This window comes from Flavobacterium limi, from assembly GCF_010645075.1.
Classification (GTDB): Bacteria; Bacteroidota; Bacteroidia; order Flavobacteriales; family Flavobacteriaceae; genus Flavobacterium; species Flavobacterium limi.
Window position 1 is genome coordinate 128584 of the sequence record NZ_JAADZV010000003.1, and the last position, 17945, is coordinate 146528.

Here is a 17945-nt window from a genome sequence, read left to right on the forward strand (position 1 = left end):
TTCAGGGCAAATATAAGGCATAAAATAGACTTTTACTAAACAGAACCTATAAGATGTTTCAGATCTGAAATCTGATTCTCCCACAATTGTTTAGCTTCACCAATTTCTTCTTTTTCGGCAAAATCAATAACCATCAATGAAACATCTTTGGTTAGTTCATCAACCAATATATGCAGCTCAAAGAAATAATCTGTGTCTTTGCTTGCTTCATCAACCCATTTAAATTTTACTTTTTCACCTGTTTTTTTAGATGCCAGACGTGCTTTTTCCTGTGAATCATTCCAGATAAAAGTAAAAAACTCACCTCTTGAGTTTACATTGTCTGCAAACCATTCTGATAAACCTGAAGGTGTTGATATATATTGGTATAATAACTGTGGCGACGAATTGATTGGAAACTCTATTTCGTAACGTATTTTTGAATCCATGTGATGCATTTAATTTTTTCGAAATATAAGAATATCTGTCCAAAAACAATGCATTTTTAAAAATATTTTTTTTTCTTCATTTTATAGTTGTAAGCTTTAATATTATTTCTATATTTGCACCCGCAATCAGGAACTGATTCTGACTGCAGTCCAGGCGAGGTAGCTCAGTTGGTTAGAGCGCAGGATTCATAACCCTGAGGTCACGGGTTCAACTCCCGTCCTCGCTACAAAGACAAACCCTTAAACAGCAAATGTTTAAGGGTTTTTCATTGAAACTTCCCTAAAAAATTATCGACTTCAAATAGCTCAAGTGGGGTTCTCAAGTGAGGAAGCTATTAAAAATATATTATTATTTAGATACCTTGCTTTAATCTTCAAAACTTAATTTGAATCGTTAATAATCGCAACGAGAATACTTCTATCATTTTTGTATTGGTTATTATTTGACAAAAAAACACATCAATTACGTTTTTCCCTATTTTTTATAAAATATATTTTAATATTTTCACAAAACCCTACTATTTTTCAACATTATGATATCATCATACGAAAAGTTTAACAAATGGGTTTACAAATATTACATTGATAATTGTATTCTTCAAAGAGGTTTTAAAGCAAAAGCTGAAAAAATCGCAACAGAATGTAGAGAGAATCTAGGCATTCATGCTTGCGCGCCTTTATGCGCATTTAAATTAGCAAAGAGTTTAAATGTTGATGTATTCAATATGACAGAATTTTTAAAAAATGAAAAAGAAATTGAAGGATGGAGTGCCTTGACTATGGTAACAAAAAAAGGTAATCGCATTATCATTCACAATAATTTTCATAACTCGTTTCGCCAACAAAGTAATATTATGCATGAGATTGCCCATATTTTATGCGAGCACAAAATTAAAGAACTACCTAAAGGCATGAATTTACCATTTGGAATGAGAGATTTTGATAAGTTACAGGAAGAAGAAGCAATATACTTAAGTGCCACATTACAACTATCAAAACCTTGTCTTTTATGGGCTAAAAAAAGGAATTTAACAAATGATGAAATTTCACGTCATTTTAACTGTAGTATTGAAATGGTTAAATTTAGAATGAGTACAACCGGGTTAAATAAACCTTTTTATTCGAAGAAAAAAGCTTCTTAAGAATTAAAGTATATCTTCTAATCCTTTTTTTCAAAAGATAAAAATACTACAGTTTTGTGGTACTACATTTAATCGAATATCTAATCGTGTTGTGCAAATTTAGAGTTATGTATTTTGCACATATGTTTTACTACGTTTTATTGAGAAGTATTATACTTAAATCGTTTACCATATAAGTATACTTTTAAAATGAACAGCGTAAACAATCTTAAATTATCACTATACTAGTTTATAAAATATATTAGAACGATATGTGTCTTAAAAAAAAGCTCTTTGATATATTTTAAAAACTTAAAACATTATCTTTTCAAAGCAAAATGACCTCTAAAGATTCTATTATCTTCAAGTTTCACAACATACCAATAGTCATCTGCCGGCATTTGTACACCTAGATAAGTTCCGTCCCAACCTTGACTCATTGGATCAATTTGTTTTAATAGTTTTCCATATCGATCAAAAATCTGAATAACTGAGTTTCCATTTGAAGCTGCATTAACCCCTTCTATGTTCCAGTAATCATTATGACTGTCTTGATTTGGGGTGAAAAATTTTGGGATACCAAACACTGCCACCTCTTTCATTACGGTTCCACAACCGTTCTGGTCTTTTATAAAAACTGTATGAATTCCGGAAGGAACATTTACAAAAGTATTCTCTTCCTGATAATATCCATTTTGATCATCCAGAGCATAAACATAATCCCCAGTTCCTGAAACTGAAACGGCGATATTATTGGATTCATTAACAACTGCAACTACATTTGAGGCAATGTCAGATGCAAAAACTTTTATTGTACGAGTTCTTATACAATGTGTCCGCTTATTGCTTACATCAACCGTAAAAATTCCTTCTTTGTTTATAGTTAAACTATAATTCGTTTCACCGGGAATAACATTACCATTCCAAGACCACTGATAATTAAAATCATTAAGTGTATTTAAATCTATGAGTCCGGCATCTATTTGTTTTGTAAAAGTTGGCAAATTGCTGCATACCAATTCTTCTCCACTCAACATAATTTTAGGAACAGGATTTACAACGAAAGCCAAAGTCGCCCTGGCGCTGCAATGGAGATTTTTAGGATTTGTAATTTCTACAGTTATCTCTTGTGAACCCGTAACAAATGGATTGGGAAGCGGACTTGACAGCCTATTACTGCTACTATCATAATAATTAACAATCATTCCTGTCTGATTACCCAATAAAGAAGATTCAAAAGAAGAAGTATCAAAAGCATATTTTCCATCTTGTAAAACTGGATCTTCTTCGTCATCACAAACATTGGTCAAAGCAGGATCAACCGGAAAAACTTGTGGCAGGTCATCCACTACAAAAGTAATAGTCGAATTAAATGAACAAGCTGTTGGTGTTTTATTTGTAACGACAACCTTTACGACCTGAGAAGTAGTTACAAAAGGATTTGGAAGCGGACTTGGTAGTAGATTATTATTTTGATCAATATAAGAAACAGTTACATCCACTAATCCATTTAGTAATTCTTCTTCCAGACTTAATGTATCAAATGCAAATAGACCGTCCTGATTGTCATCGCAATGTTTTTTTTCAATTTTTTTTACAATTGGAACTGATTCAACTTTTAAGGTAATATATCCTCCTAATCCTAAGCAATCATTATTGAGTTTACTGTCAACACGAATGAAAATTCTTTGCATATTGGGCGAAGCTGTATTCCTATGATTCGAAATATCAGCAATTGCATTTTTTTCAGCTAAAGCATCTATAATATTCTGGTAATAAGTAACATCTAAAAGCTGCCCTGAAGGAAATATATTTTTGATTTCATTTGTAACTGTACTGAAATCAAATTTTGAAATTCCATCTTTATTTGTCCCTGAAATTTCATCATCACATTGCGTAAATGTTTTAGAATATGTAGATGGAATTTGGGTTGTAGAAACAATCAGATTTAACTGAGCAATTCTATAACAACCATTAGCATTCGCTACGCGAACATAAACCTTATCTACACTAACAATTTGATTGGTATAAGCACTCGCATTTGAGATAACATTTACATTATTTTGTGCATCAGGTAAGGTCTTGTGAAAACTAATAGTTTCAGTTGCTGAATTAACGGTTATTTTATTTATTGCTTCTTCCAAATTAAAAATACTGATCCCATCAATATCATCATCACATTGCTTTAAATCTACAACATTCACGATCGTTGGCATAGCATAAACTTTTAAGTTAAATGAGGTTGTACCTATGCAGTTTGGATTGTCCTTATTTACCACTTTTACAAAGATAGTTTCAGCTGCAATTGTATTTTTATATGAACTAGGCATAACAATAGGTATAGTTAATGCTGAATCCTTATAATATGAAATTACAAACTGCAAAGCCGATTGACCATTTAAAATTGCTGCTGCCCTTTGGGTTAAATCAAAGGTTGCTTTTCCATCTATATCACTCCCAACACTTGTATTATCGCAACTCATTAAGTTAGGTATTACCGTTGGTAAATTGGGTAAAGGAGTATCAAATACATCAATACCGAAAGTGGCACTGCTTTTACATTCACCATTGGCTTTGTTTGATACTTCGGCTGTAATGGTTTCTTTTTGATACGGAACAGTATTGATATAAGTCCCAGGAGAAGTAATTGCCACATTATTGACAAAATAATTTACAATAAACAAATTAGGATCTTGTCCATTTAAAATTACAGTATCTTGACTGCGTAAATCAAAAGTATGTAAACCGTCATTGTTATCATCACAAACTAATATGTCTTGAGGTGCTTTTGCAGTTGGGGTCTGATAGATTGTTATAACTTTGGTTTTGGTACTGCTGCCATTTGCATTTGTTACAGTTACTGAAACATTGAATGTACCAGTAGCTGTATAAATATGGTTTGGATTAATGGTATTTGAAGCAGTCCCGTCTCCGAAATCCCAACTGGCAGAAGTTATGCCTTGGGAAGCATTTAATTTAAATTCTGTAGCTGCTCCCAGACAAACCTTTTTGACTGTAAAAGAAGGATTAAAATATGACTGACAAAAGGAGGGTAAGCCCAAAATAGATTTTTTGCCCCCTAAATCCACTAAACTAGCTTGTAAATCACAACTCAATCCCAAGGTGTTCGGATTATTAATCACTCCCAGACTGGAGGTGTTATAATTTGCAATATAAATTTTATTATTAGGTCCTAACTGCAAAGCTCCCAAAAAATAAGGTGTCGTAGCAATCAAATTCTGGCTTAAAGCTATATTTGGAGCTTTTAAATCGTATTGATAAACCTTACGGTCTATTTGAAGCGCCATATACAATACCTCACTATTTGGCGAAAATTCTGCTCCATATGGCTGGTGTCCATTGTTTATATCTATAGGGTTTGATACGATACCTGTTGCAGTATCAAAATCAAATAACTGTGTCAGGGATAAAAATTGATGACATGCAACTAATTTTTTTCCATTGGGTGCTATTTTCATATAGCCCATTACATTATCCATTGACGAATCATCAACCACAACACCTGAGTTTGAAATTACAGGAGTTGAATTTATACCAGAGGAAGATAATAAGTGAGCATAAAATGCATTGTTTTTCCAACCATGGGTAACAATCCAATAATCAATCCCATTTGCATGTTTTACCACTGAGAGTTTTTCGCACACAGGGGTAAAAATTGAAATGTTTTTATTAGCAGTCACAGCTCCCAGTCCTCCATCCAGGTTAATGTCTATTTCGCTATATTCTAATCCGTCAATTCGGGCATTTACGGTGGTTGTAAATATATAAAACAAATTAGAAGAACCTGGCTTTTGAACAATTGTTGCAGATTGGGAACTGGAAGTATGTCCTTTCAAACCTGTTCCGTTTATCATGACCTGATGCTTTTTATTGTAAACAGTTATCCCATCTGTATAAAACATTAAATCACCATTACTGTCTGATAACGTAGCACAACCTTCTATAGTATTCAATTGTCCATCTACAAGAGGGGTTACAGAACCATCTGTATGAAATTTAAGTCCAGCATTATTCCCAAAGTACCATGTACTTGCTTCTCCTTGAGAAAAAGAGAATGAAGTACAAAACATCAATAATACAGCGACCCGAAATTGTTTAATCATAATCCTATTAACTTATTCATAAATTATATTGCTTTGATAATAGTTGTTTTCTTTTATGATATTGAATAAACTTCCCAGCTAAGTCCGGTGCTATCAAATTGTAACTTCGTAAAGTACATTAAAATTTATTATCTTTTTTAAAACAAAAATTCCAGAGCAGTAAGTCCAAGTTCATTGGGATTATTATCCAAGAACTTATAACACTAATCCTTAAAGGTTTATTTATATCATCGAATAAAGTATATATAATTGGTAACACTTAATCCGAAATAAGTCTAACCAATTAATAGGATTTTTTTAAAACATATTACTCTTTATTTTTTTTATCTTCAAAATTTGATAAATAGGTGTTTAATAAAATAACTTCCTCTTCATTTATTAATCCTTCTTGTTGATATGGGACAATTACATCAGTTACAAAATCAAACTCCTGAATATTATTAATTTTTTTACGTTTTAAAATTTTAACTAATTTATTTTCTCTTTTGTAGGGCAAGTTTTGTGCCTTTATTTCTTTCCAGAATTCTTCAACAAAAACTCCGCTTCCTTCTAGAAATGTGGTAAAAATATTTTCGTATACATATTTTAAACTTTGCATATTACAAAACTGTGGTTCTGGATTTAAGGCCATTTCTTTCCATTCCATATATAAATCAATAAAATGATTAATTTGATTTTTATTTTCAGTTACATAATGTTCTTCCCACCCTTTTGGAGGAAATTTTTGAAGTACAGCTATTGCAATGTCTGATGCTTTAGCAAGATTTTCTGATGCGATTTTATATTTGTCAGTCATAATTTATTATATTTTTCGTTTAAATAATTTTTATTAAAACAAAAGTCTTAATCCATATTCTATATATTTTGGTAAATTTCCATTGTTTATACCTATACCCCATATAGAATTCCCACTCATCCCTCTAGCATACCAATATTCTATTTGTAATTGTTCACTTCCTCGTATTGACCAATAAGAGGGATCACCCAATCTATTTGTATAACCTCCGTCTACAGTCGCTGGTAAAGAGCTAGTAAGTACTGCATCTCCATAACCAATCATATGATGTCCGGCATCCCTTTGTTTTACTATTTGTTCTGGGGTACCAACACCACTAGATCTGCCCACATAAACTTTCGAACCATCCAAACTTGTTTTTGTATAGGTTACATAATGAAAACCTTTGGGGTCAAGTGATCTGTTTATTGCATCTACAATTTCTCTTGTATCCTCTAATATAACTTCTCTATTATTCAATAACCAAATACCTGTTCCAATTCCAGCCACTACTGGTATAAGAACATCATCGGCTACACCTATTACAGTTGCATCATCTGCGACTAAAACTGCTGTTGCACTACCAGCATATTCAAGGGCTTGATTATTATATCTTGATGAATTTGAACTCTCATTAGAAACGTATGGATGCAAATCTTTATTCCCCACATCCGCTGCACTAATCCCTAACTCAGGTGGTTTATTATAATTATCTAAATAATTATTCGTAAAATTTGTAGCCACTGTCGATGCTCCAATCGACGCTCCTTTTGCAGCAATATTTAAATATGCAGAGGAATTCCATTTTGCAGGATTTAATTCGCCTCCACTAGCATAAGCACCGCTTACATATGCAGCAAATAAATATCCAACAACTACATTCCAAAATTCACCGCTTGGATCTGTATACTTAAGAGGATTATTTAAAACATAGCCATAGCGATTATAATTCTGGCTATCAAACGGATTCTGAATATTATTGTCTGCTTGTATAAAACGACGCAATTTAGGGTCATATAAACGGCCGTTCATATGTATAAAACCTACACTCTGCAAGTGTTCATGACCGGTATATCCTCTGTCTAAAAGTGTTAAACCTGTAAGTGTATTCCCTGCACCGTCAAGCACTTTAATAATATTACCCCAAGGGTCAAACAAACGTTTTTCAACAATTGTTCCTGCCTGATTACTAATGGCTATAATGGATTCCTGATAATCACGATGCAAATATAAATAATTTTGATTACTTCCTCCGTCACTCTTAAATACTACTGGTGCAGAATATCCATCACCTCCAATATAAGTAATAAATTCTACTTCTCCAGTTATTTTATTTTCTTTAATTTCCATAGTACCATCACCAGAATAGTATTTACGGTAAGGTCGTAACAATTTATCCTGGACTCCTCCATAAAATATAGTACTGCGATCATTATTGTCATTATAATTAAAACTTACTTTCTCAACACCTGTATCTTCAATCTGATAAGGGCTGTTAAAAGCATTATAAGTAACAGTCTGCGCTGGTTTGCTTTGATAATAAGGCAGAGCATTAGTACTAATGTCAATCGATGAATTTTGATACACTTTTCCACTGGTTGGATAATTATAAGTACCCAAATCATTTGATGTAATTCTTCCTTTTGTATCATATCCTTGCAAAGCGGGAATTTTTCTTTTTCCAACAACGTTATCGAGGATGAATACATTTAAAGAGGTTGTATTCACCTTCTCTATTCTTAAAATTACATTCGTATACTGAGTTACAGTATGGCTTAGGGTGTAACCGATACTAGTTGATGCTATTGTCCCTTTTAGATATTTAACCGTTGCTAATGAGACCGGATCCTGTTCCTGAATATAAACATTATAAGAGTCTGAACCGAGTATCCTTCTCAGATCAAAAGCTAAAGTTATTCCATCGCCCAATTTTGCTCCTGTAAGCAACGTTCTCTTTACTGTACCTCCTGCATTTGTGATCTGAACGCTAAGTGCACCGCCTGAGCTGGATATTCCGGAAACATTTTCTCCCTGATAACCTTCAACATTCGAAGTATTAAACGTATTGCTTAAAAATTGTTCAAGCGTAATAATCTCAGTAAGTCGATCTAAAGAATCATATTTAAACTCTTCCGGATAATCAAAAAGGTTGGTTTTTCTACTGTTCAAATTTCCTTTTTCACGATCAAAAAAGTTTTCCAGCTTTAATAAGTTTGTTGTTCCGAGTGTAAATTCCTTACTTGTATTATATCCGTCACCATCATGTTTATTTGTTACAATAATACCATTCCCAAATGTACCCCAACCTAGTTCTCCATTAAAATCGATATTATCTTTTTGCCACAAAACAGTTGTGCCATCCAAAATCTGATAAAAGCTACCGTTCTGATACGTTCTTTTTAGGGTTTTACTGCTTGTTTTGCCTCCAGCTGTAGAGATGGAAGTTTCTGTGTCAATTCTTCCAAAATGATCATATGTAATAGCTTTTGTAAATGCTGCATATGGTGTATTTTCTGCTATTTTGTCATTTCTATGCAAGCTATCATAAAAATATGTCTTGGTTGTCTTGATGCCTCCATTCCAGTTATCTGTGAATTCACTACCTGATATCTGCTTTAAGGAATTATACGAATAAATCGTTTTAGAATCCGTATTTGTTCCCAGGATTGTTTTTTCTTCTAATCTTCCGAGAGAATTTAATTTGTAATTGGTAATTCCATTATTGTTTTCTTCTTTAATAAGCTCATTAAAATCGTTATAAGTGTATTTGTATGTCCCTGCTGAAGGATCTTCGAGTTGAGTTTTCCTTCCCCATTTATCCTGAAGTATTTTTGTTTTTATCCCATCTACATCAGTTTCTTTCAAATTGCCATTTGCATAATAACTGTATTTGATTGTGCCTCCAGGGCTGTCAATTACTTCAATAACATTTCCAATAGCATCTTTTGTTATTTTTTTTGTTTTAGATCCATCATCAGCAGTGCTGGTCAGTCCTGAATATGTAATATTAGCGCGAAGACCAGTGGGAGAAATCTGCTGAATTACCCTTCCGTAAACATCATATATTTTTTGAAACCGGCGAATAGAGCCCGCTTTATATGGTACACCTTCCGCAATAATCCTATCATAAATATCATGAGTGTAATTTTTAGTAATATAATAACCACTCACATTTGCTTTTACTACTTCATTTATTTTTCTGCCAAACTCATCATATTTCTCGGAAGTCTCAGTACCGTCACTGGAAACGGCAGATAAAACCGTAGAATTGTCCACAATATTATTCGTGTAAGTATATGCTATTGTATTTTGAAGATAGTCTGTGGCTTTAATTTTTCTGAACCACGAATCACATTCATATGTTGATGTTTGCCCGTAAGGATTTGTTTCTGTCTTCAAAGTTCCGTTGGGATAATAAGTAAAAGTAGTCTGTAATGATTCAATATCTGTCTTTGAAGTTAAAAAGCGTCCAGATGAATCATATGTCCAACTTGCTGTTCTGGAATCTGGCCCGGCTGTTATTTTTTTTGATGTTATATTACCATATAAGTCATAAGTATTATACTCTGTTACATAATTCGTTGTAGCATCTGCCCTTTTTTCAACCCGGGAAAGTAATTGATCCGAATTGTATGTGTATTTTTCTTCGCTCGTCGCTACATGTCCGTTGTAAGAAACTGTTTTAATTTTGCTTTTTTAGCCTGCCTACTATGTAAGGAGTCACACTAGGATCCTGATAAGCTGCATCGGTTACAGTAGTTTGTACAGTTGATGCATTATCTTTCACTAAGGTTGTCACCTTAAGAGGATTTTTATACGAATCAAAATCTGTTATTGTCTCAGTACTTGTGTTAGTTAATCCATCAAATTGTATTGATGATGTATTTTTAAGTTTAAAAACTTTATTGCTTTGTAATGCGTCTTCCGGTGAATTATATCCCAAAATTGATTTTGATATAAAAGTTGTTGGCGTATTATCGGAAGGTAAAGCCAAACCTACTACACTGTACTTTTCAACATTTGCTCCTCTTAAAAGAAAATTATTCTTAGACACTCTAGAAACTACAGGAGCATCATAATCATTATGTAAATTGGTACTCATAGTTGCTCGGAATCCTAGAAAACCTAATCCCTCAACATTCATCATTGCACCAAAATATTTAAAAAGCCTTTTCGAATGTGCTTTATTCGGATAATATATTTGAGAAACCACATTAAAGTTCGGGCTTGTTTGGATTGCAAGGTTTGGATATAACTCAGAATCACCCCCTTCATAAACACCATTACCATTTTTTAATGGACTATAAGTTATTTCTTCTTTCACTCCATTACCCAAAGTTATATTTTTTAATAAATGCTGATCAGTTGAAAAACAGTTGTTTGAAAAAAATGAAACTCTTGCACCCAATAAAGCTAATTCCATTTTACTGGGATCAGTTTTGTTCTTCCTACTAAAAAGGGGAGCTAATGTAATATCAAAGTGGTTATCATCATCAGGAAAAGAGTCTTCAGTATCATAGGGTACTAAAACTCGTGAATATTTGTGATTTAACCATACATTAGGAGTTGTACCTCTCCGATAAAAACAATTAATTTCAATAGAAGATGATTTCTCTGAGTAACCATATGGCTCCTTATACGAACCAAATCCCTTTGTAGTTGGCTTAATTCTTAGAATATCATCTTTGCCATCGCCATTAAAATCCATAGCAAATATTTGTAAATTAGACACATTGGGATACTCCGGAATATCAAAAGATGAAGGTAAAAATTCCTCGATAAAATACTTCCCACCAGTTGATATTAAAATTTTCCGTAACATAACCAAGAAAATATCACTTTTCCCATCACCGTTAAAATCTCCTATTACAATAGGAAATTCAAGCGGGCTATTATGACTTTGATCAGCGATATCACCAGGTATATTTTGCTGCCAGCGTATAATTTTACTTAATACTTGGGTAATTTTAAATTTTCAGGAATTTATTTTATAAAATAATTACAATAACTTTGTAGTCTCACAAGCAATTACAGAAACAACATGGATATAGTCAAATTTAAAATCACATCGAAAACCATAAAAGTAGAAGTGCGCAATTCCAACAATTATGTTTTTAATTTTAATACGGCTTTAGAAATTGCAAAAGAAGACAGAGATGTTTTACTAAAACTATACAATGCCCTGGATATTCTTTTTAAGAAAGAAACTCCAAGCGAAATAAAAAACTACATTTCACCAAACCAGACCAATATATTAGACCAGATTTCTGCTGCTGATAATTTAGAACAGGAAAAATAACATTGACACATCAAATTATACTAACACGCAGCTGAGGAAATTAAAAAAATGATGTGTTTTTATTATATACAGACTTACATATAATTTTCTTTTACAATTATATCCAATGGTATAAAGTGTACTGCATCTAAGTTTTCCTCTAAAATAATTTTTTTATAGAGGTAATTCACTCCCATATACCCCTGCTCTTGAGGTTTTTGATTAATTAAGAAATCAATTATTCCAGAATTTAAGTGTAGAATGTTTTCTTTTAAGAGATCATAGCCAATTATCCTTATTCCCTTAATGTTTTGCTTCTCTAAAAACTGAGCCACAACGTAAGCCCTGGAGTTAGGAACAAATATGCTGCTAACATTCTTAAACATTTCCAGATTTAGCAGATTTACATCAGGATTTTTGATCGTAATTTCAGAAAAACTAAAATTAGTCAGTTCCGGATGCTCTTCAAAAAAAGTATAAAATCCTTTAATACGCTGTAAATAAACGGAGGTATTATCTATTTCTTTAGCGATCTTAACTATAAGTACATTTCGCTTATTCCTAACTGCAAAACTAATTAGCCGTCCTGCAAGATATCCGCTTTTAAAAGCATCCTGACCAATATAATAATGATCTATTTTATCTTTAATATCGGAGTCAATCATTGCTACCGGTTTATTTTTCTTCTTATAGTCGTCTAAAAACATTAGCGATTCCTCATGAAAAATTGGAGAAAAAAGTAATCCGTCACATTCAAAATCAAGAACCTTAGCAACCATTTTTTGAAATGATAAGCTATCGAAATCATAAAGAAAATAATGCAGTTCAACACCAAATTTCCCAAACTCTTCTGCAGCTTTATTCACTCCGTTGAGCTGACTCTCCCAATATTCAAACTTCTCAGTCTTTGGCAAAAAAACAGCTATTTTACATTTCTTATTTGAAGCCAGATTGCTTGCAAAAATATTTCGTTTAAACCCATGTTTTTTAATTATGGCATTTACTTTATCTATATTCTCCTGCGAGACCTGACCACGCTTGTGAATAATCCTGTCCACTGTTCCAGGCGAAACATTGGCTAGCTCTGCTATTTTTTTGATTGTTATGATATTCCTCAGCTTTAAGTTAAATATTTAATGAAAGTGGTAAAATTAATTTTTTTTATTCAAAAGTCGATTTTTATTTAAGTTTTATATGTGTTTACAAAATACGTGTTCACACACGAATCAAGAAACTACATCTTTTAAAATTATTTGGAAATAACTTTTAACAAAAAAACATTTGCGCACACGCATAAATTATTAAATATGAAGTTGACTACTACCAAAAAAAAACATACCCGATTTGACCTGATCATGCGATTTATGATTTCCAGAAAGATCATTTACAAAAGATACTTGATCTTAATATCATCGAAACGATTTTACCGACGCAAGTATTCCTAATCTTTTTGTAAAACAACAATGCCAAAATGATGCAGTTATTAGATCCAGATCAGGAATTTGATTCTATTGGCGATTAGATTATTCCCCAGAATATGAGTCGCTTTTGGTCGTTTAATCAAAGAAAATGCATTAACTAAAACAAATCGTTTATAACCTAAATCTGCGAGATAGTGGTTTCCTAAAAAGAACTATTGGAAGATAGCTGGAAGAATTTGAGGCGTATTAGTTTCAAAATTAGGCAATTCCCTTTTTTATTCAGACAGGTTACACTATTATATTTATTCTTTGTGCTGTGGCTCACCTGACTAATAAATGGTCATCAAAACTCTGATTCCAAAGTATGCTGAGATTAATGATTTATAAAAACTATAAAGTATTCGATTAAATTATTTTATAAAAAAAGGGAATATTCATTAATCCGAATATTCCCTTTTAATATTATAATTTAGCTTATTTTACTAAAACTTTTACTGTTTTTGTACCTTCATCTGATTCTGCTTTTACAATATAAACACCACTATTAACAGATAAACTTACATCACCACTAATTTCAGTAGATTTAACCAAAACACCTGTTATGCTATACACACTAAGTTTAGTAGCTGTAGTTACATTTGCTACATTGATTTTTCCATCTGCACCAAATATAGTTGCTTTAGAATCTGCTTGAAAATTATTAGTTGAAAGTGTTGCCCCAGAAACTTCAATCTTATAAACTGCAAAAGCACTATCTCCATAAATATAAACCAAACCAGCATTTGTAACATTAACGGTAACTACATTAGATATATTAGCAGTTACGTCATTAGTAACTGAACCGCTTCCATAAGGAGTTGCTGTTCCATCTGATACATAAAGAGTACGTGTTGAAGGTGCTGTACCATTAGTAGGTATCGCTGTTGTATGTTTTATCCAAGCTTTAACTGTACATGGACCACTTACATTAAAAGAAAAGTAACGAATAGTAGGTAAAGAAGTACCTGTTGCTGCTGCACTTGAACCTCCAGTACTTGCTCTATTTGCTCCAACATATCCATCAGAAAAAGTTTGGCCATTATTTGTTATATTAGCAAAAGCAGAAGCACCAACAGCAGTATGTCCATATAAATTCAGACCTCCAACGTTTATAGTATTTGGTGAAGTTCCTGCAGTGGTGCCCGAAGCACTTGTAAGAACCCCTGAAACAGGAAACGCTGGACTTGCAACTGTAACGCTACCATTAACACTAACAGTATTGTCGCTAAAATTCCAAATTGTCGTTTGCGCATTAATAGTCGTAGCTGAAAACAGCACAATCGACGCTAAATAAAGTAATTTTCTTTTCATAAATCTATAGTTTTTAGTTTGTTAAAATGTAATCGATTGCCTAAATTTAAATATTTTTTTTATTATATTCAAAAAATAACTTATTTATTTTTAGGTATTCATCTTACTAATCCAACCAAATAGCTCTACAAAAAAGCAAGCCTAAGATAAAAATCTCAGGCTTACTTAAAAAATATTATGTATCAAAAATTTTAATGGGTAATCACCTTTACAGTTTTTTGACCATCAACCGATTTAATTACAATAATCCACACTCCATTTTGAAATTCAAAATCAATATCCTGAGTTGTTTTAAATGTTTTTACTTTAGCTCCTGAAATGCTGTAAACAGTTACAGCAGTTTCTGATTTTACATTTGAAATCACAATTCTGTTTTTATATGCGGATACGTTAACTGATGAAATTGGTGTATTGTCTTTTACTCCCAGAGTTTCATTAGAAATCAATTGTGGCAACGGATCCCATCCATCACTTCCTTTTGTAAAATTTAAAGTTGTAATCGCAGTACCATCATTCAGTACAGGTGTTGTTAATTTGGTAGACCAGACAGCACGGCTTGTGCTATTGTTTACTCCGGAATTTTCGATAGTTCCGTATTCGTACATTTTAGCAGATTCTCCACTTAATGAATTATTCCATCCTGCAGGCACAATTAAAGACAGGTTTTCACTACCCGGATAATTTGATGTTTCAATTGTAGTATTATAAAAAACTACTTCACTTGTGTTTGCTGCCCACGGACGACCAAAATAGCCCGGTTTTGCACGATAAAGGGAAGCTGTTTCTTTACCCGGAATAGCTGAGGTCACCTTACACTCGTACATCAAATATCCTCTTCCAGTAGTTTGTTGTGCGGCTGTAATGTAAGCCTGATCACTACTCACGTCACTTGTATTCATTGCAAAATCTGTTTTGTAGAAAACAGCATTCATTCCTCCAAAGATATAATCAACCGCGCCCATCATTACTCCTTTATACACTACGACTCTTGTTCCAGTGCCTCCATAAAAAGAATCCTGACGACCCACTACCCTGCATTTATTCAATACTACTTTATCAACATTGTTAAGAATTGAAATAGCAGCTGCTCTTTCAACAAAACTCCTGTTTTGGACAGCAGTGTTTCCAATATCTGTTGGACGGAGTCCTTTATTGCCCACGGCCCACATTTCAACCACATCTTCTGATTCTTTTTTAGAAATGTACTGGTTAAAAGAATTCTCAAAAATAATATCATTGGCTTCAAAACCGTTGGCATTTATTACTACAGTCGCATTCCAATAAGAACCATTTGTTGTTCCTGAACCAGCATTCGCATAAGATAAGTAGCCATTTTCTTTGTTTACTTTTAAAACATCTTCATGCCATTTCTGATCTGATGACATACTGTAATAACTATATCCATGACCGTAATATGAAGTAACCCTAACCGCAGAGCTTCCAATATCTACACCCTTATTCAGTAATTCAATATCAGGATTTGCGGCGGCATTTTTTAATGTTACATTAGCTTGGTTTATTACCAGCATTTCTTCATAATTTCCAGGATCAATCATAACTGTGACACGATCTGAAGTGGTACGTGGCATTTTTGAAATAGCGTCTAATGCCTCATTTATGGTTTTATATGTTTTATTAGTTCCTACAGTTATTGTTGAAGCATAAGGCACACTTCCTCCAATTTTTATTTCAGTAATATACGTTGTTAAGGCTGTACCTCCCATCGCAATCGTTACATATCCGGACGTACTTCCAGGATATGTATATTCTACTTTTTCTACATTTGCTGTACTGTTAGTTGCTGTTGTAATTGATGCACCACCGTCAATAGAAAAATTAGCTGTATAGTAATAAGAAACCGTAATTTTATCTCCCACATTCACCGGAACCTGAATAGTGCCACCGGTTTTAGCCAATAAATGACCAGAGGAAACACTATTGGAAATAGTCGCAGCGGTTCCGCCAAACAACATCCCTTTATAGGCTGTCGTAGAACTTGTTATTGTTTTATCATCAAAAGACCAGACTGAAACCGGTTTGAATGCTAAAGACTTTGCAACTGCTGAACCATTAATTGTTAAATTAGAAACTAAACCAAGCTCAACCGAATAAGCATCTAAGCCAGTATAGCTAAGTTTATATGTCCCATTACGCAAAGAAATACCGGTTGTTGAGTTAAAATTATACACATATCCGTTTTCGTTCAGATTGGTAAAGGTCAATTTTAGATTACTTAATTGTGCAGCATCTAAACCTGTAGCATTTATTGTTACACCATAAACTGGCTTTGCTGTAAACGCAACATCTGCTGAAGTAACACCGCTTATATTTACAATGTTTGATACAATTTCATAATCATTAACTCCCTGACCTGAAACAACATATTGTGTATTCGATTCTAGATCTACAGTATAAGTAGCATTAGCAGTATTAATTACAGGTTTAGGAATATATACTTTATTTGCAGATGCATCTGGAGTATAAGTCAAACTTAATTTTGAAACATCTGTTCCTAACCCTGTAATTGAACCACTTACAGTATATAAATCTACTTTTAGAACTGAAATATCGTAGGTTGTAGTTGCATCTGAAACCGCTAAATATTCACCATTGCTAATAATATACCCATTAGCATTAAGTAAAGTCATTTTATAAGTGAAACCCTTAGGAAGATTCACACTATAAGTTCCTCCGGTAACAGGTGCCGTCCATGATTTTCCTGCTGTATTTGTAAATACTACAGAGTATCCATTAGGAATCCCTGCAGCTTGTGAAACATCTAAATTACCTGTTATTGTTGCATAAGAAGCTGGTTTTCTATAAATCCTGTAGTAATTACCTTTACCGCCCAAACAAGTTACTGTAAAATTTCCTGCTTGCTTAGCCTGAAATTTGGCAAGTGTAACAGCAGTACCGGATGTTGTTAAGGGTATCAGATCAGTTTGTGTATTTGTAGTTGTATTTACAACCGTTAAATTACTATTTGAGGCACCTGATTCTATACTTGCAACAACTGTTACTTCATCATCTTCATTCAATGTTAAAGTAAAAAAACGTGTCGTAGCACTCGCATTACCATTACAATAGTACCTTGCTGTATAATTTGTATCCGTTGTACCTAAATTACCTGTTGCGTATCTTGTAATAGCTGTATTAGTTGTATATAACCTGTCATTATTACCTGTTTTAAGTGTCAGTGCTCCTGAAGTGAGTGTTAAAACTGTAGAATTAGATAATGTATTAGCGGAATTTGAGGTTCCCTGCACAACTGTTGCACTATAGGTGTACCATGTATTAATATCTGCGGCCGTCAATTTATTATTATATAAACTGGCGTCTAATGTCGCGCCTCCAAAGTCCCAGACATCAGTTTTCTGGGCATGAGTAAACGATACAAAAAACAGTATCGCAATAAGCAATAAGGGTAATTTTGTTTTCATAGAAAGTG

At 33.1% G+C, this 17945-nt stretch carries 10 protein-coding genes and 1 tRNA gene; 3 read left to right on the forward strand and 8 right to left on the reverse strand.

The annotated features are described in order from the left end of the window. Positions 1-35: 35 nt before the first annotated feature. Entirely contained in the window at positions 36-428 is a 393-nt protein-coding gene (locus GXM16_RS07675) for an START-like domain-containing protein (RefSeq protein ID WP_163393817.1), read from the reverse strand. Positions 429-581: 153 nt separating this feature from the next. Here GXM16_RS07675 and GXM16_RS07680 point away from each other — a divergent pair. Together GXM16_RS07680 and GXM16_RS07685 are read left to right on the forward strand one after the other, a co-directional pair. Next, a tRNA-Met gene (locus GXM16_RS07680) sits at positions 582-655 on the forward strand. A 306-nt stretch (positions 656-961) separates the two neighbouring features. After that, complete coding sequence (locus GXM16_RS07685) at positions 962-1570, forward strand: ImmA/IrrE family metallo-endopeptidase (protein ID WP_163393818.1); 609 nt, start codon at positions 962-964, stop codon at positions 1568-1570. 299 nt (positions 1571-1869) lie between these two features. Here the strand turns inward: GXM16_RS07685 and GXM16_RS07690 are convergent, their stop codons facing one another. The 4 genes from GXM16_RS07690 to GXM16_RS07705 form a co-directional block, all read right to left on the reverse strand. Next, the gene (locus GXM16_RS07690) at positions 1870-5673 is read right to left on the reverse strand and encodes a T9SS type B sorting domain-containing protein (RefSeq protein ID WP_163393819.1); all 3804 of its coding nucleotides are present in this window, start codon (positions 5671-5673) and stop codon (positions 1870-1872) included. Between the two features lie 307 nt (positions 5674-5980). Further along, complete coding sequence (locus GXM16_RS07695; RefSeq protein WP_163393820.1) at positions 5981-6469, reverse strand: hypothetical protein; 489 nt, start codon at positions 6467-6469, stop codon at positions 5981-5983. 33 nt (positions 6470-6502) lie between these two features. Then, on the reverse strand, positions 6503-9847 hold the full coding sequence (locus tag GXM16_RS07700; RefSeq protein WP_163393821.1) for an RHS repeat-associated core domain-containing protein: 3345 nt from the start codon (positions 9845-9847) through the stop codon (positions 6503-6505). Positions 9848-10130: 283 nt separating this feature from the next. Then, positions 10131-11270 carry a hypothetical protein gene (locus GXM16_RS07705; protein WP_163393822.1) on the reverse strand — a complete coding sequence of 380 codons (1140 nt, stop codon included), beginning with the start codon at positions 11268-11270 and terminating at the stop codon, positions 10131-10133. Between the two features lie 219 nt (positions 11271-11489). Here GXM16_RS07705 and GXM16_RS07710 point away from each other — a divergent pair, with 219 nt between their 5' ends. Next, on the forward strand, positions 11490-11747 hold the full coding sequence (locus GXM16_RS07710; protein WP_163393823.1) for a hypothetical protein: 258 nt from the start codon (positions 11490-11492) through the stop codon (positions 11745-11747). Positions 11748-11821: 74 nt separating this feature from the next. Here GXM16_RS07710 and GXM16_RS07715 read toward each other — a convergent pair whose 3' ends face one another. The 3 genes from GXM16_RS07715 to GXM16_RS07725 form a co-directional block, all read right to left on the reverse strand. Next, a complete protein-coding gene (locus tag GXM16_RS07715; RefSeq protein ID WP_341874170.1) occupies positions 11822-12859 on the reverse strand; it encodes a substrate-binding domain-containing protein in 1038 nt (345 codons plus the stop codon). 762 nt (positions 12860-13621) lie between these two features. Further along, entirely contained in the window at positions 13622-14497 is an 876-nt protein-coding gene (locus tag GXM16_RS07720; protein WP_163393824.1) for a T9SS type A sorting domain-containing protein, read from the reverse strand. A gap of 191 nt (positions 14498-14688) precedes the next feature. Then, positions 14689-17937, reverse strand: a complete 3249-nt coding sequence (locus tag GXM16_RS07725) for a pectinesterase family protein (RefSeq protein WP_163393825.1) — start codon at positions 17935-17937, stop codon at positions 14689-14691. Positions 17938-17945: the final 8 nt, after the last annotated feature.